Genomic DNA, 23,295 nt, shown 5'->3' with positions numbered 1-23,295 from the left:
TAATGTCATATCTATTCAGCATGTTATGATTAATCAACCAGCAATTTCCCGATTAATATCAAATATCCTGAAGAATAAAAAGGCTCACCGACGTGAGCTTTTTTTATGTTCCATGTGAAACATAAGCGCTGCTTATAAAAATGGATTTTCAATTTCCTGTTCATTCTGACGGTCAATTTTTTCCGGAAGATGAGCTTCATTTTCCAAAGCACTGACCACAGCATTGACAAAAGCCTGCAAGGCTTTCGCTGCCTGAAGCCCGGCCTGATCTTTGGTCAGCTGTAAATTGCCATAAATACTGATACAGTCTTCTTGATTTTCTAAGGTGAGGTCGTGAATGGCATGCGATTCGGTACCATTTTCAAAAGGCTTGAACATTGTATTCTCACTGATCTTTGTTGTTATTAAAAAGGTAGGATGACGACTTTCATCCTACCTAAAAAAGACTTATTTCAACAACTGTAAAATGTACTGCAAAAGCCCTTCAATCAACTGTTTAATAATCGCATCTTGAGTATTTGAACCGTTCGTTGCTGCACTGCCGTTATTCTCTTGTGCAGGGGTTAAATTTGCTGAACTTGCGGAGGAAGATTTAAACTTTTTCTGCAAAGCGTTAAGCTGATCTGCACTGACTTCTTCGGCACATTGGCTTTCCGCATCCCAATGTGAATAGGCAATTTTCTGAGTTGCTTTCACTGCACTTGCCTTTAGTGGCAAATTGTAAGTATTGCGCTTCTGGTCTTCGGTTAACTGGGGAAAAATATTAATTCCTGTCAGATCTTCCAGAGCACAGATACTGATCACCTGCACTTTGGGTGCAGTATTTTTCAGGGTATTGTCGGCATAGTACACCCCTGCTGCCCCTGTTTTTGGGATATAGATGGCTTTATAGGTCGCTGTTGGAACAATCACCCCATTACCAATTGTCTTCAATTTTTTAGCTGAATACACCGGTCCCGTTACAATATAGACATCCTGTTTCTGCTTAGTCACGATCGCGCGAGTCGCTTCTTCCAGCTCTCGCCAAACCTGCTGATTATTCTTCGGAGCTTGCGGCACCATATTGGCCAATGAGAAGCTATCAAACTGCGCATCTTTATTCGGCATATCGGCATTGGGTGCCATGTGTCCGCGGTCATAGCCCGAAGCTTTATAGTCTGCCAAGGTCGCTCGATATTCTGTCTTTAGACGTGTTTCTTCACGGAAGTTGTCTTCACGTGGAATTTTATGGCTCAAGCGTTGTGGCGTCAGGGCTTCTGCCACCCATAAAGGTGTTTTCGACACCCCCGAATACATCACGTTAAAGCCATTAAAGCACAGCGGAAAGGCATTTTTAGTCAGGCTTTTTTTGGCCAGATACGGCGGAATATCGCGGTAAAACTGATCCAGACAGGCCGAGTTGGAGGCTGATGGCAATGAAATCAGCTGTTGAATTCTTTCTTGTCCAAAGGCAATTGCAAAACTACTGGTTGCAACTACGCCCAAGATAATTTTTAAACTATTCCGCTTTAAAATTTGCATTACAGATTGACCCGTTTTACCTTTCTTGACTGCCATTTTGAGACCAACCCTCATTTTTCACGAGCTTAACAAGCAGTGAAAATGAAGTATATGTAACAAATTTTATTTGCTTAACAATTAGCCTAAAACTGTTCAACAAAAGCACAGTTGTTGTAACAGTCTGTCTCATTTTCTAAAGCTTTTCTAACCAGTCTTAAGAGCTTTACGTATGTTTGATTGAAAAACCGATGCTGCTTATGACAAGGTAAAAATACGCAAAAAATCTGAATAATGATTGCTACGGAGTATTTTATGCATTTTAAGCTTTTAGGTTTAAGTCTGGTTACAGGAATGATGAGTGCAACGGCATTCGCAGAACCAGCCATTCAACCGGGCGATACCTTAGAAAGTCTATCTAAAGTCAAAGTAAGCACTGCAGTAAATGGTCAGGCAGGTTCGATTGAAGAATTAGTGGCTAGCGGTCAAATCCGCATTGTAGATGCAGGTCAAGTTGCTACCAAGTCGAATGCAGCGGGTTCTGAAACCGCAGCACAAGCCAGCTCAGCTTCAGATGCAACTGTGGCACAAAGCTCAGAGATGTCAGAGATAAATACAGCAGCACAAGTTGATTCATCTAGCGCACAAGCAAATGAATCCGCTATTGAGCAAACAGCTCAGGCTGTATCTGACCATGTAAATCAGATACAACCGAATAGCGAATTAGCTGCGCAACAGGCGGAACAAGGTTCAGATCAACAGATTGCAACTGCGCCGGTCAATCAATCTGCTGCTGATGCACAAGTCAATGCAGCAAATATGCCTCAAGCAGAACTAAGCAATGAATCTGCGGCTGCCACACCAGCAAATCATGTTGAGACCACTGCAACCCAGGAAGCCTTTGCAGCCACCCCTGAAGCGACACAACCAGATGATGCAGTACAAGCAGCACCAGAAGCTGCTGTAAGCGATGCTCCGGTAAAGGTCTCTCCTGAAGTACCAATGACAGAGGTAACAGAGAACTAATCACGCTCTTTTTCAGGCTTTCATCCTCCAAATAAAAAACCAAGGATTTTCCACCTTGGTTTTTTATTGTCTGCACAATCTGAAACTTAGATTTCGATTTGACTACCTAATTCAACCACACGATTGGGAGGAATCCGATAAAAGTCACTCACCGGACTGGTATTGCGCTGCATCGAAATAAACAGCTTTTCACGCCAAGAAGCCATACCGTCACCCACTGTACTAATAATTCGTTCACGCGAAACAAAGAAGCTGATTTGCATCAAATTATATTCGAGTTCAATCGATTGGTAGACTGCTTCGAGTGCCTGCGGAATATTCATCTCATCTTTAAAACCGTAAAACAGTTCAACCCGATAAAAATGCCGATTCATCATTTCTACTTGGAAGCGATCCTGATCAGCGACGTAAGGGACATCTTGAATTTTAACCGTCAAAATAATATTTTTCTGATGCAAGACCTTATTGTGCTTCATATTATGCAACATGGCGTGCGGCACCACGGTGGGAGTACCCGTGAGAAATATAGCTTCCCCTTCTACCCAATTGGCTTGCTCATCGATACTTTGCACGAATATATCTAAAGGTAAGGTATCTTGCTGGAGCTTCGTGAAGGTCAGTTCACGCCCTTCTTTCCATGTCATTAATAGAAGGAAAGCAATTCCACCTATCAACAGTGGAACCCATCCCCCAGAGAATACTTTGAGTGAGGTTGCGCTTACCAATACCAAGTCCAATACCAAGAATGGAGTAATCAGCAGCATCAGTTTCGGTAGGTTCCATTTCCATGTGTAACGAATAAACACAGCAATCAGTAAGGTGTCACATAACATGGTCATGGTCACAGCCAGACCATAAGCATGAGATAAGCGTGAACTGGTTTGGAAAATCAAGATCAGTACAATAATAGAGGCCAGCAAAACCCAGTTCAGTAAAGGCACATAGATTTGTCCCTGTTCTGAGTCTGATGTGTGCTTAATGGTCAGTCGTGGTAAATAACCCAATTGAATGGCTTGACGTGCTAAAGAGAACACCCCTGAAATAACAGCTTGAGAGGCAATGACCGCGGCCATCGTTGCCAAGAAAATCATGGGGTATAGAGCCCATTCAGGCACCAATAAATAGAATGGATTTTGAATCGCACTTGGATCGCGAAGTAATAATGCCCCCTGACCTGCATAGTTAATTAACAAACAAGGTAACACCACAAAAAACCAGGCCAAACGAATAGGAACAGGACCAAAATGGCCCATATCGGCATACAAGGCTTCCCCGCCTGTCACGGTCAGTACGACCGCGCCCATAATAAAGAAGGTCATTAAGGGATGAGTGACAATAAACTGGAAAGCCCAATGTGGACTAAACATCCCCAAAACTACAGGAGTCTGAATAATGCTAGAGATTCCCAAGAATCCCAGTGCTAAAAACCATAATAAAGTTATTGGACCAAAAAACTTCCCCACAAAGGCTGTTCCATACTTTTGCATGATGAACAATATGGTCACAATCGTAATGGCGATTGGTATAATATAAGGGTCTAAAACATTTGTAGCGATAGAAAGCCCTTCAACTGCAGATAACACTGAAATTGCGGGGGTAATGATGCCATCCCCAAAAAACAGGGAAGCACCAATAAAGCCAATCGCAATTAACAGTAACTTTTTTTGATCACTAAAATTTGTATTACGCAAATTTAGGGCCAACAGCGCCATAATTCCGCCTTCACCATTGTTATCTGCACGCATAACAATAGCGACATATTTAATGGTAATGACCAGTGTCATGGTCCAAAAAATAATCGACAAAATACCCAATACATTTTCAGGGTTAATCCCCAAGCCATGTACTGTATGGAATGATTCTTTCAGCGCATAGAGTGGACTAGTTCCAATATCTCCAAACACAACCCCTAATGCTGCCAGAGTAATCGCGGGCAATGCGGCTTTTTGTGCAGTACTTTGCATATTTCGTCTTCGTTTTGAACACTATTTTTTCGCAATCATATCATTGAGCAAAAACTTTTGCTCTAAATCAATTGTTTCAACTTGGCAGAAGGGCTTTTTTTCGCTATCATCGCGGCGCAATGGTGAAGTGTCCGAGTGGCTGAAGGAGCACGCCTGGAAAGTGTGTATACGTTAATAGCGTATCGAGGGTTCGAATCCCTCTTTCACCGCCAAATTCAATTCTTATGCAGTCCCATAAGATCCAAAAAGGCTTAAACTGTAATGGTTTAAGCCTTTTTTATTGTTTTGTGAAATCCCAGCACATCCATTGCAATCCCCCATATCGTGGGGGATAATTGGGGGACAGACTTTTTAAGTTATTTTTCGTCCCCCAATTTGCACGGATACCATTAAAAATGCTTACTGATGCTCAAGTTAGAAAAATAAAGCCACTTGATAAAAAAAAGCGCTATTCTGACGAAAAAGGACTATATCTGGAGGTTACACCTTCAGGTGGAAAGTTCTGGCGTTTAAAATATAGGTTTAATGGGCGTGAAAGCACCCTAACAATTGGTAGCTATCCAGAGATCACACTTGCTCAAGCTCGCCGTGCACGTGATGAAGCACGTATTCAGCTTTATAATAATATTGACCCTAATGCTATAAAGAATGAACGCTTACAACAAATAAATGATAGTACTCTTTTCAAATCCCTAGCTATGGAATGGATGGAGGATCGAAAGCCTGTTATTAAAGAAGGCACATATTTACGCGACTTGTCTGTATTTGAAAAAGATCTTTTTCCAGCATTAGGACATATGCCTATTGATCAAATTAAGGGTAAAGATGTTCTTGCTTGCGCTAAACAAATTGAAGCTCGTGGTGCCCAAGAGATGGCTAAACGCTCCATACCTTTAGCTGGGCGTATTTTCCGTTTTGCAATTCGTAAAGGTCTAATCGAGAACGATCCTACTCCCCACCTTCAGGAAGCTCTAAAGCCTCGTAAAGTGAAGCATATGGCTCGCTTAGATATTTCTGAATTTCCTCCTTTCTTAGAACGTATGGATCATTATCACGGTAATATTCTCGTTAAGACAGCTTTGCAGTTCATGACTTTAACTTTTGTGAGAACAGCTGAGCTCATTAACATGGAATGGGATGAAATTGATTTTGAAAATAAGTTATGGCGCATCCCGGCTTATAAAATGAAAATGGCTCTACCCCATATTGTTCCTTTATCTAGACAAGCTATCGTACTCATCGAAGAACTAAAACCACTAACTGGCAACAAGCAATTTGTATTTTATAATCACAGTACAGCTAAACCACTAAGCAACAATGCTCTTTTAAGTGCGATTCGCACCATGGGTTACACAGGTAAAATGACGGGGCATGGCTTTCGTGGACTTGCTTCAACAACATTACATGAGCAAGGTTATATGCATGACGCAATCGAAATACAGTTAGCTCACACTGTGGGTAATGCTGTTTCTCAAGCTTATAACCACGCACAACATTTAGAATATAGAACAAAAATGATGCAGGAATGGTCTGATTTTATTGATGGATTGAGGGAATAAGGCTGTTTGAGCCTATCAACTTGAATTTAAGGCTCATCAACAGATAAAAGTAAAAAATTAGGTATCTGTGCAACAAAACAAATTCTAAGCATTAAATGCCCAATACAAAAATTATGGTTTCTTCAAACATGATGTTAATTGTCAAAAATTACTATATATTTTAATAAATTTACTACTTTTCAAAGAGATCTAAGAACTCTCTTACTTAACTTTATTCAGATTTTTTTATTTTTATACATTAAAAATTAAGAGGTTAGAGTCTTGTCAACAGTTCTAATACAAATACAAAATGCTGATACAGTAATTTGTCAAAATATTGAAGCATTAAAAGATCAGAGAAAAATACTTTCCCAGAACATCCTTTCTCAACTTCGAAATTTAGTTGAAGGTATTGCAGTAGCATTACAATCTAATTCACTACACACTGAATTTAGTTATCCATTAATTGAATCAGGTTTATTTTTCGTTAAAAGTCAATCTAAATTTAATTTTCTTGGTAAATTTCATAAATTACTTCAAATAAGTGCTTCGCACTATACACTAGATGGTGATTCCTCAGAAAGATTAATGTTAAAGTATTATGAATATCTTTATAGAATAAGAAATTTATTAAACCAAAATTTTAATATTTCGATACTTAAAAATTTAGAGCTATTCCCTATAAACTTAGATCCATCTCTTCGTGAATATTATGAAAAAATTTCAGAAAAAATTAACTACTTTAATCAAAGAGAATCTAAAAATTATAGAATAGGCAAATACTATATTCATAAGACTCGCCCTTTCTATATTAATGGTTTCATCTATTATGAAGTAACATTTTATCGTGCTTTTAATAAAGTTAATAAATATGATCGAATAATCGCATTTACAAATATAGATATTTCTAAAGAATATTCTTGTAATTTAACACTTCAAAATGAATCAATTAAAGTGTTAGGATATAACATGCCAATTATAATTATCCGAAATTGGGAAATATCAATTAGACAATGTGAATTCAATAACTATGCAAAGATTCTAGGATCAAGACTCCAAATTAACACCAAATCTAATGAATATAAATTTTTAATGGCTTGGCTAACTGAAAGATCAGGAACATTATTAGATTTAATAGAAACAAATGATAATATATATAACCAGATAAAAATACAAGCAGTAGTAAATGACCTTAATAACAGTCAAATTTTTAAAATTTTAGATAGAGTTAGAACTTTATGTTTAAATAAATCTTCTGGGTATAAAACTCTAAGATATTTAATGCTAAAAATGAACAATCAGATAATAAAATCACAATATGATTCCCGTGGGTGTCCATTGTTATCTAACCTAAATCTCTCTTATAGCTGTATTCCTTTCGAGCAAATGCCTTTTTGTACATCATTAAGAGGCCATAATCCTAAATTAATAGATTTAATAGAAAGTATAGATTCTAGTGAATGTCATGAAGAGTTCTTGGTAAGACGTATAAAAAACAATATTGAACAAAAAGGTATACTCTATACTCCCTTAAATGAAATACAAAATTTTAGTCCTATTGAAGATTTAATTTTAAAATTCAATAATCAACTTTACTCTAAGCATAGAGAAAATAGAAAGTTAGTTTCTGATAAAGGTCATATTTTTATAAATCAATATGAGAATGACACCTATACTATTGTAAAAAAACTTCAAGAATTCTCTGTAGAATGTATCGCTGGTTATACCCAAGCGGTTGATCTTTGGATGAACTCCTTACCAATGTCAATTGATGATCCTGTAAAAGTCGATGCATTAAAACAATTATTTAGCGACTCTAAAGTAGCCATAATTTATGGTGCTGCTGGTACTGGCAAGTCAACTATGGTTAATCATATAGCTCATTACTTTAATGATAAGAAAAAATTATTTCTAGCACACACAAATCCAGCTATAGATAATCTAAAACGTAAAATAAGTGCTCAAAATTCCGAATTTCGTACTATTAAAAGCCATATCAGTAAGCAAAATTCATCTACAGAATATGATTTACTTATTATTGATGAGTGCAGCACTGTAAGCAACACAGATATATTAGATGTTTTAAATAAAACTTCTTTTAAATTATTAATATTAGTTGGCGATGTATATCAAATTGAATCAATACAATTTGGAAATTGGTTTAGTACTATTAGGTCTTTTATACATAAAAAATCTGTGTTTGAATTAATTACACCTTATAGAACATCTAATCTAAATTTATTGAATTTTTGGGGTAAAGTAAGAAATATTGAAGATGATATTTCTGAATTAATGGTTCGCAATCAATATACAACAATCTTAGATAATAATTTATTTGAAAAAAAATTTAATGATGAAATTATTCTATGCCTTAATTATGATGGACTATATGGAATAAATAATATTAATCGTTTTCTTCAAAGCAGTAACTCAGGAAAATCAATTACTTGGGGAGTAACAACTTATAAAGTTGGAGATCCTATTTTGTTTTCTGAAACTGAAAGATTTAGACCTGTCATTTATAATAACTTAAAAGGAAAAATTATTGACATTTCAGAAATTGCTGGAGGGATTCAATTTGATATTGAATTAGATAGGCCATTAACTGAATTCGATGTCTATGGAACCGATCTTGAGTGGCTCAGGGGCTCTATTGTACGTTTCTCAGTATACCATTCTGACAATAGTGATGACGATGATGACTCATTAAATGCCATTATTCCATTTCAAGTAGCTTACGCTGTTTCAATTCACAAAGCACAAGGGCTTGAATATGATTCTGTAAAAATTGTTATTACTGATGCGAATGAAGATGAAATAACACATAGTATTTTCTACACTGCTATAACTCGAGCTCGTGAAAATTTAAAGATTTTTTGGACTCCGGAAACACAACAGAATGTCCTAAAAAAATTATGTCGCACTAATAATGCTAAAGATGTTCATTTGCTTGCAAGTCGAAAAAAGTTAAGAACTATTAATTAAATTCATTTTAAGTGTTAGAGGAGGGATTGGACTCTCCTCTATAACATTTTAAATAAAAGTTGTTACAGATCCTTTTAACTCCTGTTGGATATTAAAAGACTCGTTCTGAACTACACTCTGGCGTCGTTCCTCACTTTGATAAAACTCTTCAACAATATTCATTCCTTCCTCCCCGCCCACCTCGAATTGGGCATTGGCATAACTCTGCCGAGCCATTTGATCTAAAGCGCTTTGGTTAAACCCTGCAGCAATACTCTGTTGGTCAATTTCTTTTGCCATTTGAATCGCCTCTTGTAAATGAATTCCATCTCGCAGTGTTAAATCCACGTAATACACAGGGGTACGATAACTTTGTGTGGTACTTTTCCCTCTCAGTGTCAGTTGTAGCGGTAGACATGACAGTAAACCATTGGATGCTGCGTGGTAATAACTGAGTCGTGCGGCTAAAGTCCTGATACTGTTAAAACCAGTGGTTCTAAAAATGAATGTACCCAGCTCATCCGACTCATCTAAATTGACATACAGACGACCATAAGGCTTACATAACCCGCCTTGTGCCAATGGACAGAGATCAGGTGATGGACAGGGATGTTGTTCTACCCCTTGATTAGTCAATCGTTGGCAAGTTTCACCGTTACCCACACAGACAGGACGGCCTGTTTGTCGGTCAAATAGAGTGTACTCAGCACGTAAATTCAGATCAGGATCATTAAAGATCATCCGTACGGGAATACTTCTGAGTTTTTGATTGGGTGCTTTAGCTCTAAGCTGCTCATCCAGTGGATGTTTCACCCAGCCCTCTTTATTTTGAATTTGAGAGGTCAAGGTAAATTGATCATCCTTTTCAGGGACGCGTTTACCATTTTTCTCGACCATCTTGCCGATACTGATTCTGCCGAGTATGGGTGGTGTAATGGCTAAACCTTTGATCATGTTGATTTCCTCTTTTTCTGTAAATTGAATAGGTATAAAAAAACCCATGCTATGGGCATGGGCTGATATGAATTTGCTTGTTGGTATTTCGTGTGATGCTTGTATAAATAAAAATAGACTTATCCAGCATTGGCATAAATCTGAAAACGCCGTGTGCCTTGCTTGGCTTGTGGAAATTGATTGAGATATTCAGGGTGTGACTGCAGCAAAGCCTTCGTGTCTAAACTGATTGAGTCTTTGGGCTTTTTCCATGTCACCGAACCCGTTTTAAAAGTGGCACGTTCAGCCTCTTGCATCTTGGCTTGTAGCTGATGTTTAAGTAGGTCAAATTGCTCTTGATGCTTTTCAACTTGGTTACGAGCTTGAAGCAGTTGCTCAAACTGCTGATTTGCTTGCTCATCTTCAGACAGGTCAGTCGTACTGAGTGGTACATGTTCTGGATATAAAAGTTGCAATGCTTTGGCTGCCGATTCACTGGCATCCGCTTCAGGAGGTATGTCCTTTTCTACACAATCCCAGAAGTAACGCTCTGCATTGATGATGTGTTGAATCACCGATTCTGAACGGGTGACTTTAAAGATACGTGTTTCATGTCCACAAATTAAGACACAGATATGTGCTGCCTTTTTGCCTGTCACAGCCAATTGATGTTGTACCTGACAGAGTACGTATAAAGGTACACCGTCTCTCCACAGTTTGGCCCCATACTCCCCTGCGGTTTTACACTCCAGTATTTGTACATCGGCATCTCCAACAACTGAGTAATCCAAGTTGGCTAACATAAAATGCTTGTCTGGATCAGGATGTTGTAACACCGCATTGACCCGACGGACTTTATAGTTGGTATGCATGCTGTAGTATTCCGCAACTAAGGGCTCCAGCCTTTTCCCCCAATACAAGGGTGCATGGCCTTCACTTTCATCTTCTATCGACTGTTGGATTCGACCTGTTTTGATCATCCATAACTCTAGCATCGACATATAAGGATTCAGACCACAGGCTGCGGCACAGTCACTGCTACCAATGCCCTTGCGTCTGACTTCCAGCCATTCGGCCTGAGTCATATTTTTAGTCTCTACGAAGCGTTTTGCAGTAAACAGTTTTGGGCGATTGGCATGAATATTCAGTGTTGCGTTGTTTGGATGAATTACGGCTGAGTTCATAGCGATTTCCTGTCATTGTTAAATTTTGGGCATAAAAAAAGCCGTGTCCGTAGACACAGCTTTGAATAAAGTAGTTAAGTCATTTGTAAGGTTGAGCGTTTAAGTATGGTGATATGGCGATGAGTCAGCTTAGGCTAATCAATGGATGCTTTGAAATTAGGCCAACATGCGTAAAGCTTGTTCTAATCCACGTTGCTTAAGCCCTGCTCCAGCACCAAACCATGCAGAATCTAGACGGTGATCTTGACTCATGGCACGACGTTCGTGATCGGCAAACTCAGTGATACTGCAAAGTAAGCCATAAGCCGTGTCTTTGGCTGAGCTGAGTTCTGCCCCACGACCATGCCCATTAAACATGGTCATGACTTTAGACATGGCACGTCCATTCGGTTCAGTTTTGTTTTCAGCTTTCGTGGCTGAGTTAGCTTGAGTGGCGACATTGCGGTAGAACTGAATAATGCCTTCGTCCTGCTCCATTGGACTCAGGCTGGTGTTATTAAACACGGCATCAAAATACGCTGCCGCTTCAGTCTGTGTGACTTTACGTTGACTGAGTTGCTTCATTTCATACATGTGTTCATCCCACGCACGGACTGAAATCCCCAATTGCTGTTTGATCTTCTGGGCATCAAACTTAGTGCTGTGCGGGACTTTGACTACACCTGCACTTGAGTTTTGTCCCTTTAAGGCAATCGCTAAAGTGTTGTTACAGACCACACGAATACTGGTGAATTGTGCTGTGGTTGCCAGTGTCCCGTCACATGCTGTGGCTAAGAGGATGTAGCCATTACTGACATCTTTGCCTTTTAAAGCTGAGGTCTGTCCAGTTTTGGCTAATGCCCAGAATTTCTTCCCACCCTTCAGTACACCAGCCGTTTCCAGTTCGAAGCCTGATTGTTCTGTTAAATCTCGGTAAAACTCTAAGATTTGTTTAGGTTGCACTTCTTGATAACGTTGGCTGACTACAGACAACGGTGCATGGGTATCAGAACGATATAAAACACGTTGTTCCTCATAGGGCATGATGATGCTTTGTCCACGATCATTTTTAGCCATATAGCTGACATCTGAAGATTCAATGCGCCAGTCCATACCTGCTTGTTGTGCCCAGACTTCAATCGGTTGGTTTTGCGTGAGTGGGTTGCCTAAGCCATGCCAAGGAGTTTCACCGACATAGGCCATTTGTTCAAGTTGATGTGCCATGATTGTAATTCCTATAAAAAGTTAAATTGCTGTAAAAGTTAATTGGATAAATTCATTTAAAAATTAGTTACGGATGCTCGGACTAAAATCGCGGTCACAGTCATTGCAGTAATAATGTCGGCTATAAACAGGATGGGAGTTACTTTGAACTTCATCTTCCGCTATCAGCATCCAAATGCCACCGATCAGCACCCCGACGAGGGCGCCTGCAATTGGGGGGACGTTTAAACTTTTCGAAACACTGATGCCCAAGGTCGCGAGTGCCAGAGGTGACATCACATTGTTTTGCGCTGAAGGTGAATTGCTGTTGATGACTAAATGTTGTGGAGATTCCAGCAGTACCGTGTCTCGGGACTGGCAATAAGGACATGACAAACTCATCTAACTAATTCCTGTAATAAAAAATGAGTGAAATAAAAAAAGCCTGCTTTGGGGGAAAGCAGGCAAAACGTGAATCGGGTTATTGCATAGGGCTGTTTTGAAGGAGCCACATGCTTCTCATTCAGATGATATGTATCTGTATTTTTTTAGAATGTGTTTTTAATCGACGCTTTTTTAGATCAATTTTAATGACTTGATACAGCGATCAATTGACCTGATTTTTATCAGCGATTATGATGCAAGGGCTGGCCTACATTGCCAGTCGGTTTTGACAGACCGTTTCATACAGCGCATCAGGGTTTATTCTTCTGAGTATTCTCTACGTGCGTAAAACCTTCTCGTCCCCCTTTGCGGTAGAACGGGAGGGGGACGCGTTCGCGCGTGCTGGTTCTGTATGTCCAGTCTGTCAACCCCTTTTCGTTCTGCCACCATAATCAATTGACAGTGATTCGGTAGAACTTCTATACATACAGGAGTCATCTATGACGCTATTCAATTTGTGTGCTTCCCCTGCACTCGCCTCATTTATACCTAGTTCTCGACTTAGGCATTTCATCCCGATTCCTACATTTTATTTAACCTCTGTGCACTGATTCATTTCACCGCACTGTTCAACCACTGAGTTTTTCATTCAGGGGCTGCTTTGTGCTGGAACAACATTATGAAATTGATCGCACAGCTGATTTTAATTGTCGTCGTGGTGGCGATGCTAGGCCCCTTTGTTTTTGTGCTTGGCGGACTATGGCTGCTGATTTATCTGGCAGGCTGGCATAAATAAAACCATCCGTATGACTTTAGAACAATAGATAACAATGATTTGGAACAGAAATGAAATATCAAACTTGGTTTGGAGTAATCACCATTGCCTTCAGTAGCACCCTGCTGACTGCCTGTGACAGCAAAGTCAAACGTGACTTTAAAGCAGGTTGTCAGGCAGGTGGTTTAGACCGATCTACTTGTAGCTGTATTTACGACAAAGTCGAAGCGCATTACTCACCTGAATTTATGCAACAAATGGCGGATGTCACGGTTCGAGAAAGCATGCAGCCACCTGAAGATTTTAACGTGGTCATGGCAAACGCTGTTCAGCAATGCCAGTCATAAATTCAAGTATCTGGGGAAACATATGAAAAACTATTTAATTATCGGCTATGTGCTGATCGCACTGATTTGCTCAGTGTATTTCAAGAATTGCAGCAGTACCGCACATTACAGCTATGCCTACAATCTCGGTAAAGCCGTGGTTTGGCCTGTGACCATTTTTAAGAACTAAGCTAGAGGAATAACAAAATGAAAGAACTCATCTTGGCCTGTGGCCTTAGTCTGATCTGCACTTCACTGTTTGCACAATCTAATAAAGTAACCGTCATCGTCAAAAAGATCGAAGGCTTTAGTGAATCAGGCGATGCCTTTAGTTTTAAAACTACCACTGGCAAACGCTATCAAGTTTATAACGCAGGTGGAGCCAACCCAATTCAGGGTGAAGAACTGATTTCCAGCTCAATCAAAACAAAGAAAGCCATTTGCCTACGTCTGGATACAGACAAAACTGAACCACGTTTGGTGCAATCGGTTCACAAAGATAAATGTAAATAACCACTCAGAACGAACGACGACTTTATTCATAGATGAAATAAGCAATTTTTTAGGAATTCAGCCATGAAACTGATCCACCCGATTCTTATATCCAGTTTACTGTTACTGGGCTTAACCGCATGTAGTCCAGCCAAAGAATCTCAAGCCACAGTAGAACCCAAAGCAATAGCAGATCAAAATACGGCCTCTACCGCGAATAACACTTCCGATCAGTCTGAGACGAGCAATCAATCCGAAGATGATTTTGTCGTTGATAAATCATTTTTAGAAAATGGTGCTGATGCTGAGCAAATGACGGAATTGTCACAGGAACCACCCTTACAGGAAGAATTCGAAGTCCGTGTCCATCGTGATGAATCGCAATATTCCATGACAGGCTATGTAGATAAGCTCAATATCATCTCTCTGAATAATGATCCAACCAGTTTGACCAACGTATCAATCAATCGTGGTAATTGTAGAACCAAAGGCTTTTATGATTATCAAAATATGCGCTATGGCTCCGTGGCTCAAGTCTATCTCGGTTGCGCTGCTGAAAATGTGCGTGAGGTGACCATCACTACCAACAGTGGTTTGACCTATACCTATAATTTTTAGACATTCAAAGCACCAAATTCTGACGCGTTTGGTAACGCGAAATTTGATGTTATACTGGGCGAAACTGCTGACCGATTCTAGTCAGCAGTGTGGCCAATTTAGCGTAAAAAATCGTAATTTTGGCAGTTTTTACGAGTGTAAAGATGAGTCTTTACCTTAGAAAAATAACGTTTTTTACTCAAAAACATACAAATTTTCAAAACTGAATAGCTTATCTTTTTCGTCTTTAATCAGTTGATAGAGGTTGGTTGCTTTTATCGTAAATAATTCGATATTCCGATTCACCCTCACTTTAACCATGCGTTCGAGCTTTGGGTCATCTTGTTCAAAACACGTTGGTTGAATACGCTTATTATTGCTTTCCTCACTTGGCCTAAATATTTTTAAAAATGGCATATCTCGTGAATTGTATAAACCCAAAATCATAAAAAGTTCATCTTCATCAAAATATTCAGTTTCATAAACAACTAACTTAAGGTGAGACTTGTTCGACAGTGAACCATCATAATCAAGTCCAACTTGTGATCTTCGTAGAATTTCTGCCAAATAATCAAGCAGCATTTTGATTGACTCATAAATATCAGTATTTTTATCTATCTGTCCACGCTGAACCATTAAATTATAAACGGTGCAGCAAAGTAACCTGTCTATTCCCGCACCTTTGGGTGCGTTCTGTTTATTTTGCGAATAAAGGGTTTGAATAGTTTTATCCAATTGATCTAAATATGATTTTTGCTCAGTACTTGCATTTTTAGTCAATAGTCTACTATTTAAATCAAATTTTAAAAATTCCAAATATTCGATCAAAACATGAGCTACAGGAACATTACAATTTTCAGCTAAGTGCAAGCTTAGATATTTTTCGCTTCGATACTCATCATTAAACAAAGTCATATCGTCGATTGTCTTATGCCCTAATCTATATCCGTTATTCTTGGCTAAGTACTCATAATCATTCAAATAATTATATATTTGTTCTTCAAAATGTGGTGATTTCCAGTGTTTGTCACTATCTAAATTCTGATTTAATCGCGCAATCTTTGCAAAATAATTTACGATGCTAAACCACGTTAGAAATAAGTTTTCAGGATTGGCGGGATATTTAACCAAACAACGTATATCAATATGCTTTGTTAATTTTAAATAAGCATTTTTTAATTGCTGATGATCAAGCAAATATTGCTTAAACTTCAATCGAAGTTTTTCGACTTTGTTATAAAAGGCTCCACTGCCTAAGTGATCCATCACTAATGTTTCAAGCCCCCTATTTACCTTATGCTTGCCATACTGAATACGATCAAAAATATAATTTTCAATCCAATTCTCAATTATATAATTTTGCGAAATCTGTGGCTTATTGGATAGCTCAAACTCAAAATCATTGACCAACTCTACAATTTCAAGTTCGTAAAATAGATCAAACCAATCATAAAATTCTTTAAATTCTTCTGAACTCTGTATCTGATTGATAAAGTTAATAATTTCTAGTTTTCGCTTAAATCGTACTGCACAATAATCTACGTCCAAGTTACACCTACAGTTTTAATATAATTTTCAGATACTTATAAAATATATTATTTTTTCACTTAAGAATATATTCACCATAAATCACAATCCAGTCGAACCAAAACCAATGCATTCTATGGAGTTCGATCATGACTAGTGATCTTAAAAATGAATCAATAAAAATCCTACGCTTGCCAGAAGTCATTGAAACATGCGGAATATCTCGTAGTTCAGTCTATGAAAAACTCAATCCGCGAAGTCGAAGGTATGACAAAGATTTCCCCACGCCAATAAAAATCGGAGTCTCCTCAGTAGGATGGTTCCAACACGAAGTTCATCAATGGTTATTGGGGAAAAAAGCATAAGCCTGAAGTGCTTATCTTTTCACTCACGCAGAACAGAAATTCATCGATATGTCAGATAGGGGCTTGATCTCAAGTGCCCTTGTTAACCGTTGCTGCCTCTAATTTTTTAGTCTGTATTCTATATGATTAACATATACACTATTAACATATATACATGATTAATATGGTTATTTATATAATCTACTGATCTATATATTTATACAGAACATAAATAATAGATTCGATATCAGTTCAATTAGTACAAACCATTCAGTTTGTACACACAACGTATTGAATTCAATATCTTATAGATTAGAGATCATATTCAGATTCTATACATACTATAGGTTAGATGGCAGCAATTTGTATTTTTTTACAGATTGGAACTATATCTATGACGATTAAACAAATAGATCATTTTCTACCTAGCTTCTTTGAAGTGGGAGATAGACTTGAACCCATACAGACTGTATCTCCTCCAGAAGAGCTGGAGCCATCAACTGAGGTTGAATATGAAATCGAAGAACTATCATCAGAACCTTATGATGAAGTCAGTACAGGTGTTGAGCAAGACCATGCTTACTCAAATGATGCGGACAAAAGTGCTGAAGTACGAAACTTACTGACCACCAACCTGCTCGTTAAACAACAGCTAGACCCGCAAATTGTTGCTTGTCTAAATGCAATCCTTATATGTAATCAAATTAAGAAATATCATGCGACTTACCTCTATCGCTGGATTAAATCAAAACAAAATGACTTAGTTTCAGATCACTGGGAATTGATTTATCCCGAATTACTGGAATTAATTCGAAGTTTTTTATTAGCGACAAAAAAGTTAAAGACACCAATGCATTTAAAGTGTGCAGAATTTGATCTAGTAACAGCAACTTTTAACCAAGTGCTACCGAATGATCAAGATTATCTTTTCGATTTAATTAAATTTCCCAATGATGTAATGATGATAGCAGATGCCAAAGGGAAAGTTATCGAACGCAAAGATTCGATTGCTTTGTATACCAATCGCTTTGTTAAAGGGATTTTTGATGGCTTAGAAGATCCAAAATTTGTCCAGCAAGTGAATGATCGTCGGAAGATGGCAAGAAGGCGTGAAAAGAATGTACTGAAATACGTCGATATGGTTCGCAAACTATACTCACGTTTACTGGGTATTCGTGTTGACCTGTATCTACCAGCAGATAAGAAACACCTAACGCATAAAGAAATCGTAACGCATTTTCATACGATTTTACAGAAACTGCGTCGCAATAAGTCTCTGCATTTAAAAGGCTACGTTTGGAAGCTTGAATATGGCATAGATCAGGCTTTACACATTCATGGATTTTTCTTTTTTTGTGGTAGTAAGCATCGTCAAGACATTAGCTTAGCTCAAATGATTGGTGAGATGTGGGACCTTCAGATTGGTGGCAAGCATTGCTACTTCAACTGCAATACCAAGAAAAATCGTCAAAAGTACAAATACGATGCCCTAGGCGTCATCAACCGTGATGATCAAACCAAGTACGACAACATTGCGAAAGTTATTCACTATTTCGCTAAGTTTGAACAGTACGTCTTACATAGCAGCTTAGAACGCGTCAAAACAATTAATACGGGCATTTTGCCTCATCTGCGTGAGCAAATGGGTCGTCCGAACCTAACCAAAAATTATTGATCTATTTAACCCTATTACAGAGATTTTTAACATGAACCCAGTATTTGCACCAAACGCACAGCCTTTATTTATAAATCATACTCAAACACCACCGAATGTTTATCCGAGTGGAAATGGTGGTTTTACCTCAAACGTTACAATGGTTCGTCCTGCTTTTGGGGATATTCTATTTAGTCAAATCGCACTCGGACTGATAAATTTCACCAAGCAGTTAGAACAGGCTAAAATTAAAGTCCATCCTAAACCAACAGCAGCATGCCCATACCCTGCTATGAACCCACTATTTGTTTGGGGCCTACAGCAAGCACCGCTATTTGCTCATTTCATTGATCTATTTGAAGGTTTTGAACCCCATCCTCACTTAAAGGCCTTTCATCAATTTTCACTGCAAAATATTGGTGTAGTGACCTCACCACAGCCCGTTCCAAACTATATATTTGAAAATAACTTTGATTTTTTTCGTGGTCAGTTATACGTCGCTAAAGCAAAGCTCCAAGCGAATAAATATGAAGCACAAGTGCAAAAACTTCGTAATGAACAGAAAACAGTCTTCAGACGCGTTATGCAAACACAAGACCAAGCCAATTGCATTTTTTTAGAGTTACCATTGATTACGCAGACTGACCCACCTCATTACCAGACACAGGAAGAAGCAGAGAAAGAATCGATAAAGGTACTGAAGAAATACTTCCAGTGGCTACATGGAGCTAAACAGCTCAGTGGTATTCTTTGTGATATTCAATGGCGGATCGTCAAAGGGCTGGATCATAAGCTAACAGCACAAGCATTCATTTACATCCTCGGCGATGAAATCGATTATTTACCTTTGCTCAAAGAACAATGGGAGTTAACTTGCTCAGATTATCAACTTCAAGGTATTTTTCCAGAGCCCAAACACACCCATTGCTATGATGGACAAGGTATCGTTCAAAAGACATGGTTACAACTGATTGAACGTGTACATGAACCACTTAGTTTTTATCGTTATAAAGGCAATGGCATTACGTATGTGTGGAAGGAATACACAGGCAATGTTTAACCTATAGTCTTTTTTATTCCCATCTAAGGGTTCTGCATGAACCCTTTTTTATATCTTAAAATTTTTAAGGCATAGCTTTGATAAATATGATAAACACTTATTATTCTCAATAAAATATTATAAGTAGAGTTGGAACTCAAACTAAATATATATAGAATCGACAAAATTTTTCGGAGACACCCATGCCTATTTATGTCGACAACTCCAATGTCCCTTATAAAGGAAAATATTGGTGCCATCTTATGGCTGATAATCTAGAAGAATTACATAGTTTTGCAGCTAATATCGGCGTTAAAAAATGCTGGTTTCATCGTTCTGCATCCTATCCGCACTATGATATTACAATCGAAAAAAGACAATTAGCATTAATACTTGGTGCATCCTTAGCAGATAGAAAAACAATTATAGCTTGTGGAAAAAAACTAAAAATACAGTTAGATATGTATAAAAACAAAACTTATAATAGGTCGCAAATTGAACTATTTTAATGATGAAATATGCATATTAAAGAAGAATCTATAGATGATTTACTACATAAAACTTATCAATATATCTTAGAACACGGAGAAAAAGTCACTCCTACGAGGGGAGCTAATCAGGAAGTCCGCAATTGCGTACTGACTCTATTGAATCCAAGATCTCGGGTTAGTTTATCTGAGGTAAGAAGCAGAGTAATTAGCTGTGTAGGAGAGTTTCTTTGGTATTTATCAAACTCAGACTCAATCGATTTTATTGAGTATTACATCAAAGACTACAGAGATCGTATTAATTTCAATGAAGAAACCACAGATCCTGTTCCTGGTGCTTATGGTCCAAGAATATTTGGTCAACCAAGCCAATTTGAACATATTGTAAAATTACTAGAAAACTCATATTCAAGTCGCCGTGCGGTTATAGCTCTCTATTCTAAGACTGATCTAACGGGAAACGACACTAGAGATATCCCATGTACCTGCACCCTACAATTTTTTATAAGAGATAATAAATTACATTTAACTTGCTACATGCGTTCAAATGATGCTGCTTTGGGATTAGTACACGATATTTTTAGCTTTACTCTTTTTCAAGAGCTGATGCTTGCTAGATTAATATCAACGTATCCTAACCTCGAATTAGGAGAGTACACTCATATAGTTGGTAGTCTCCATATTTACGATGATTCTTTACCTCAAATACATCACTATTTGACTAAAGAAGGTTGGCAATATCACGCTTCAATGACACCAATCAATCCTATAGTGTTAGAAGATAGTTTAAAAAAATTATTAGAAATTGAATATGATCTTAGGGTTAATAAAAATTGTGATGTTAGCCAGTTAGATCTTTTAACAGATCCAATATTTAAAGAAATGGCTATTATTCTATTTGCCTATTTTTTTATTAAATTTGAAGAAACCAATATCTCAGGCTTACAGGCTCTAGAGACTAAATGCTCGAGTCTCCCTATTAAAGCATTTATCAATAAGCGAATCCAAAACTTGTTAAGTAAGGCTATTTAAATGAATTTTAATCAAAAAGATGTAATGGCTAATGCAATTGCTATACAAATTAATGACTTTAGTCAAAATATAACCCCTATACCAGCTGCTGCATTCCCGATCGAAATAGATGTTTTAAGTCGACAATTAGTGGATAGTATCAATCGTGTTTACTATTTTCAATTAATTCAATCTAGACAAATAGATATAAAACGTACAGATCCGAATTGCTCACTATTCGATCCCCTTCGCGCGATTTTATACTACAAGAATAATAACTTAGATGAAGCATTTTGGTTGGCATTTTTAACAACTCATTTTGGAGAAAATTACCATTCCAATTGGAGTCTAACTAAAAGTTTTTATAACAATTTAGGTCAGTCACCTCGTCTAACCTGGGCTAATGTCAGTAATAACCCAACGTTAGTAGACGACTGGGTGTCTCGCTATAACTCGTCAGGCATGAAACTAAAATTTGGTAATCACAGAAAATATGAGTCATTCTCTCAATTAAGAGATGTTATAGATACCTACATCGATATTGTAAATAATAGCGGTGGACACCAACAGCTATTTCAGCCAAATCAAAATGAACAACCTAAGGAACAATTCAAACGCTTATCTAAAGAATTAAAATTTTACAGATTCGCAAGATTAGGTATGTTTGATTATCTATCATTAATTTACAAGACTCAGCTAGCTCCTATACAAGCTAATTCTTGTCATATAGCAGGATCAACAGGACCCAAAGCTGGAGCTAAAAGGCTTTTTGGACAACTTTCCAACCATGATCTAGATCAACTTTCAATTCAATTGGCAGATCACTTAGGTGTCGGCTATCAAGAATTCGAAGATGCTATCTGTAATTGGCAAAAATCGCCTGATAAATATGTTTCATATACAGGTTAATCATAAAATATTCTGATGCCTATCCGAATAGTAAGAGTAAGGGATCAGTGCCATTTTTTTTAATATACCTGTTAAGAGGCTAGCAGAGATATTAAGCTCTCTAGCTTTTTTACATATTTCCTTCCAGCCTTCTAATTTACTTCTTCTTATTAGTCTTAAATCAACATAGTTTTCTAAGTCTTCATGATTAATTGGATAAAGTAACGTATTAAACATGAAATGATCTGCTTCTATCTCAATAGATGCTTTCCCTTCTTGTATATCATCTTCATCACAAAATATCATTTCATTTTCATGCAATATTAAATGACCAATTTCATGAAATAGTGTTTGCCAAAATACATAGTCCCTATTGTATTTAGGTGTTAATGCTATAATAGCCTTTCCATTTTCTAAAAATTTGGCCAATCCACAAATAGGTGTTTTCGAAAGTGTTGGGGCAAAAACTAAAGCCACACCGCATTGATTTAATAAATTAATTAGCTCGGGAAGAGTATCCAATATATTACGACTTTTAGTGAGTTCTTTTATTTCACCTAGTTTTAATAAAAGTTTATCTTTGTTCCAACTTAAATTACTAAGACCGAACTGTTTTCTCGCCTCAAGCTCAACTTTCCTAATGTAAGTTGCTAAATTCAAATCAGAAACTGAATATTTTCCAATAGTTTTAAGTTTAGAACCCAAAACATTGGATACTATAGTCTTGCTTTCTAAAGCCTGAAACTCACTAATTCCATAAAAAGCTTTTAAATTGATCTGATCCAAATAATTTAAATCAGTCAATGGTAGCCACTTCTCAGACTTTAACTCACTTATAATATTTTTAAATTCATTAAAATTTGGGTCAATTTTTTTATGTGAAAACCGCTCAACATGTTCATCATATTGATATTGTAAATTCAACCAAAACTCATCTGATCCACCAAAAATTTTAGATAAAGTATCAATATTTTTTATATTAATTTTTTCTTTTTCTGTTTTAATTTTTTCCAATAAATCTAAGTCATCCTTGCTAATTGATTTAAGGTCAATATTGGATAAAAGAATAAATTGATTAATTACTTTGCCAGGGGATTGAATCCAATTCGGCTGAAAACCATTAATCAGCATTTTTTTCCCCTATATTGATTAATTGCAAACGAGAAATCACATCCCAATTGATTGTACCACTTTGAGTCTTTGGAGGCTTCTCATGGGCAATACTAAAATGTAAAACAAAATTATCAATATTAAGTAAGATATGGTTTTCTTTAGTGTAAATTACCTTACTCACTAAAAAAAATGGCAGATCTTTCAAACTTGTAGCAACGCTGAATGATGTTAAAATTGTTTTTAAGATTGCTAATGATTTCGGAGGGTAGTGTTGCATTCCCAGAAACTCATTGATTGCATTATCTCGTAATTCTTTTGATCTAAATGAAATTATCATATCGGTCGAAAAACACTCGTGAACTGAGGTTT

At 37.4% G+C, this 23,295-nt stretch carries 23 protein-coding genes and 1 tRNA gene; 14 read left to right on the top strand and 10 right to left on the bottom strand.

Going from position 1 to position 23,295, the window contains the following annotated elements:
• Window positions 1-132: 132 nt before the first annotated feature.
• Window positions 133-378: a hypothetical protein gene (locus ABJ384_RS00915; RefSeq protein ID WP_349928343.1), complete on the bottom strand. Its 246-nt coding sequence runs from the start codon at window positions 376-378 to the stop codon at window positions 133-135.
• 69 nt (window positions 379-447) lie between these two features.
• On the bottom strand, window positions 448-1,557 hold the full coding sequence (locus ABJ384_RS00910; protein WP_349928341.1) for a DNA/RNA non-specific endonuclease: 1,110 nt from the start codon (window positions 1,555-1,557) through the stop codon (window positions 448-450).
• Between the two features lie 255 nt (window positions 1,558-1,812).
• Here ABJ384_RS00910 and ABJ384_RS00905 point away from each other — a divergent pair, with 255 nt between their 5' ends.
• Window positions 1,813-2,523 carry a hypothetical protein gene (locus tag ABJ384_RS00905; RefSeq protein WP_349928339.1) on the top strand — a complete coding sequence of 237 codons (711 nt, stop codon included), beginning with the start codon at window positions 1,813-1,815 and terminating at the stop codon, window positions 2,521-2,523.
• 86 nt (window positions 2,524-2,609) lie between these two features.
• On the opposite strand, the gene ABJ384_RS00900 is transcribed toward ABJ384_RS00905, so the two are convergent.
• Window positions 2,610-4,487: a potassium transporter Kup gene (locus ABJ384_RS00900; RefSeq protein WP_349928337.1), complete on the bottom strand. Its 1,878-nt coding sequence runs from the start codon at window positions 4,485-4,487 to the stop codon at window positions 2,610-2,612.
• Between the two features lie 121 nt (window positions 4,488-4,608).
• Between ABJ384_RS00900 and ABJ384_RS00895 the strand changes: the two genes are divergently transcribed.
• From ABJ384_RS00895 to ABJ384_RS00885, 3 genes are all read left to right on the top strand, one after another.
• Window positions 4,609-4,699, top strand: a tRNA-Ser gene (locus tag ABJ384_RS00895).
• A 183-nt stretch (window positions 4,700-4,882) separates the two neighbouring features.
• Window positions 4,883-6,046 carry an integrase arm-type DNA-binding domain-containing protein gene (locus ABJ384_RS00890; protein WP_349928335.1) on the top strand — a complete coding sequence of 388 codons (1,164 nt, stop codon included), beginning with the start codon at window positions 4,883-4,885 and terminating at the stop codon, window positions 6,044-6,046.
• Window positions 6,047-6,307: 261 nt separating this feature from the next.
• Entirely contained in the window at window positions 6,308-9,010 is a 2,703-nt protein-coding gene (locus ABJ384_RS00885) for an ATP-dependent RecD-like DNA helicase (RefSeq protein ID WP_349928333.1), read from the top strand.
• Between the two features lie 48 nt (window positions 9,011-9,058).
• On the opposite strand, the gene ABJ384_RS00880 is transcribed toward ABJ384_RS00885, so the two are convergent.
• The 4 genes from ABJ384_RS00880 to ABJ384_RS00865 form a co-directional block, all read right to left on the bottom strand.
• Window positions 9,059-9,943 carry a hydrolase or metal-binding protein gene (locus ABJ384_RS00880; RefSeq protein WP_349928331.1) on the bottom strand — a complete coding sequence of 295 codons (885 nt, stop codon included), beginning with the start codon at window positions 9,941-9,943 and terminating at the stop codon, window positions 9,059-9,061.
• Between the two features lie 119 nt (window positions 9,944-10,062).
• A complete protein-coding gene (locus ABJ384_RS00875; RefSeq protein ID WP_349928329.1) occupies window positions 10,063-11,106 on the bottom strand; it encodes a lambda-exonuclease family protein in 1,044 nt (347 codons plus the stop codon).
• A 156-nt stretch (window positions 11,107-11,262) separates the two neighbouring features.
• Window positions 11,263-12,309, bottom strand: a complete 1,047-nt coding sequence (locus ABJ384_RS00870; protein WP_349928327.1) for a DUF932 domain-containing protein — start codon at window positions 12,307-12,309, stop codon at window positions 11,263-11,265.
• A gap of 63 nt (window positions 12,310-12,372) precedes the next feature.
• The gene (locus ABJ384_RS00865) at window positions 12,373-12,690 is read right to left on the bottom strand and encodes a hypothetical protein (RefSeq protein ID WP_349928325.1); all 318 of its coding nucleotides are present in this window, start codon (window positions 12,688-12,690) and stop codon (window positions 12,373-12,375) included.
• A gap of 828 nt (window positions 12,691-13,518) precedes the next feature.
• Between ABJ384_RS00865 and ABJ384_RS00860 the strand changes: the two genes are divergently transcribed.
• The 4 genes from ABJ384_RS00860 to ABJ384_RS00845 all read left to right on the top strand — a co-directional run bounded on the left by ABJ384_RS00860 (window position 13,519) and on the right by ABJ384_RS00845 (window position 14,883).
• Window positions 13,519-13,794: a hypothetical protein gene (locus ABJ384_RS00860; RefSeq protein WP_349928323.1), complete on the top strand. Its 276-nt coding sequence runs from the start codon at window positions 13,519-13,521 to the stop codon at window positions 13,792-13,794.
• Window positions 13,795-13,816: 22 nt separating this feature from the next.
• On the top strand, window positions 13,817-13,963 hold the full coding sequence (locus ABJ384_RS00855; protein ID WP_004984451.1) for a hypothetical protein: 147 nt from the start codon (window positions 13,817-13,819) through the stop codon (window positions 13,961-13,963).
• Between the two features lie 17 nt (window positions 13,964-13,980).
• Window positions 13,981-14,286, top strand: coding sequence for a hypothetical protein (locus ABJ384_RS00850; protein WP_349928321.1), 306 nt, complete (start codon window positions 13,981-13,983; stop codon window positions 14,284-14,286).
• A gap of 63 nt (window positions 14,287-14,349) precedes the next feature.
• Window positions 14,350-14,883: a hypothetical protein gene (locus ABJ384_RS00845; protein ID WP_349928319.1), complete on the top strand. Its 534-nt coding sequence runs from the start codon at window positions 14,350-14,352 to the stop codon at window positions 14,881-14,883.
• A 174-nt stretch (window positions 14,884-15,057) separates the two neighbouring features.
• Here ABJ384_RS00845 and ABJ384_RS00840 read toward each other — a convergent pair whose 3' ends face one another.
• Window positions 15,058-16,410 (bottom strand): hypothetical protein, encoded by a 1,353-nt coding sequence (locus tag ABJ384_RS00840; RefSeq protein ID WP_349928317.1) that lies wholly within the window; start codon window positions 16,408-16,410, stop codon window positions 15,058-15,060.
• Window positions 16,411-16,538: 128 nt separating this feature from the next.
• On the opposite strand from ABJ384_RS00840, the gene ABJ384_RS00835 reads away from it, so the two are divergent.
• From ABJ384_RS00835 to ABJ384_RS00810, 6 genes are all read left to right on the top strand, one after another.
• Window positions 16,539-16,754: an AlpA family phage regulatory protein gene (locus tag ABJ384_RS00835; protein WP_349928315.1), complete on the top strand. Its 216-nt coding sequence runs from the start codon at window positions 16,539-16,541 to the stop codon at window positions 16,752-16,754.
• A 373-nt stretch (window positions 16,755-17,127) separates the two neighbouring features.
• Window positions 17,128-18,408, top strand: coding sequence for an inovirus-type Gp2 protein (locus ABJ384_RS00830; protein ID WP_349928313.1), 1,281 nt, complete (start codon window positions 17,128-17,130; stop codon window positions 18,406-18,408).
• A 31-nt stretch (window positions 18,409-18,439) separates the two neighbouring features.
• On the top strand, window positions 18,440-19,447 hold the full coding sequence (locus tag ABJ384_RS00825; protein ID WP_349928312.1) for a hypothetical protein: 1,008 nt from the start codon (window positions 18,440-18,442) through the stop codon (window positions 19,445-19,447).
• A 182-nt stretch (window positions 19,448-19,629) separates the two neighbouring features.
• Complete coding sequence (locus ABJ384_RS00820) at window positions 19,630-19,935, top strand: DUF4031 domain-containing protein (RefSeq protein ID WP_130144409.1); 306 nt, start codon at window positions 19,630-19,632, stop codon at window positions 19,933-19,935.
• Window positions 19,936-19,944: 9 nt separating this feature from the next.
• Window positions 19,945-20,946, top strand: coding sequence for a thymidylate synthase (locus ABJ384_RS00815; RefSeq protein ID WP_349928310.1), 1,002 nt, complete (start codon window positions 19,945-19,947; stop codon window positions 20,944-20,946).
• A complete protein-coding gene (locus tag ABJ384_RS00810) occupies window positions 20,947-21,834 on the top strand; it encodes a hypothetical protein (protein ID WP_349928309.1) in 888 nt (295 codons plus the stop codon).
• On the opposite strand, the gene ABJ384_RS00805 is transcribed toward ABJ384_RS00810, so the two are convergent.
• Together ABJ384_RS00805 and ABJ384_RS00800 are read right to left on the bottom strand one after the other, a co-directional pair.
• Complete coding sequence (locus tag ABJ384_RS00805; protein WP_349928307.1) at window positions 21,835-22,944, bottom strand: ImmA/IrrE family metallo-endopeptidase; 1,110 nt, start codon at window positions 22,942-22,944, stop codon at window positions 21,835-21,837.
• Window positions 22,934-23,203: a hypothetical protein gene (locus ABJ384_RS00800; protein WP_349928305.1), complete on the bottom strand. Its 270-nt coding sequence runs from the start codon at window positions 23,201-23,203 to the stop codon at window positions 22,934-22,936. The genes ABJ384_RS00805 and ABJ384_RS00800 overlap by 11 nt, the downstream gene beginning before the upstream one ends.
• Between the last annotated feature and the right edge of the window lie 92 nt (window positions 23,204-23,295).

Source organism: Acinetobacter sp. A1-4-2 (assembly GCF_040233925.1).
GTDB lineage: Bacteria > Pseudomonadota > Gammaproteobacteria > Pseudomonadales > Moraxellaceae > Acinetobacter.
Note: the sequence above shows the minus strand (reverse complement) of the source record. Positions and strands in the feature narration are given on the sequence as shown.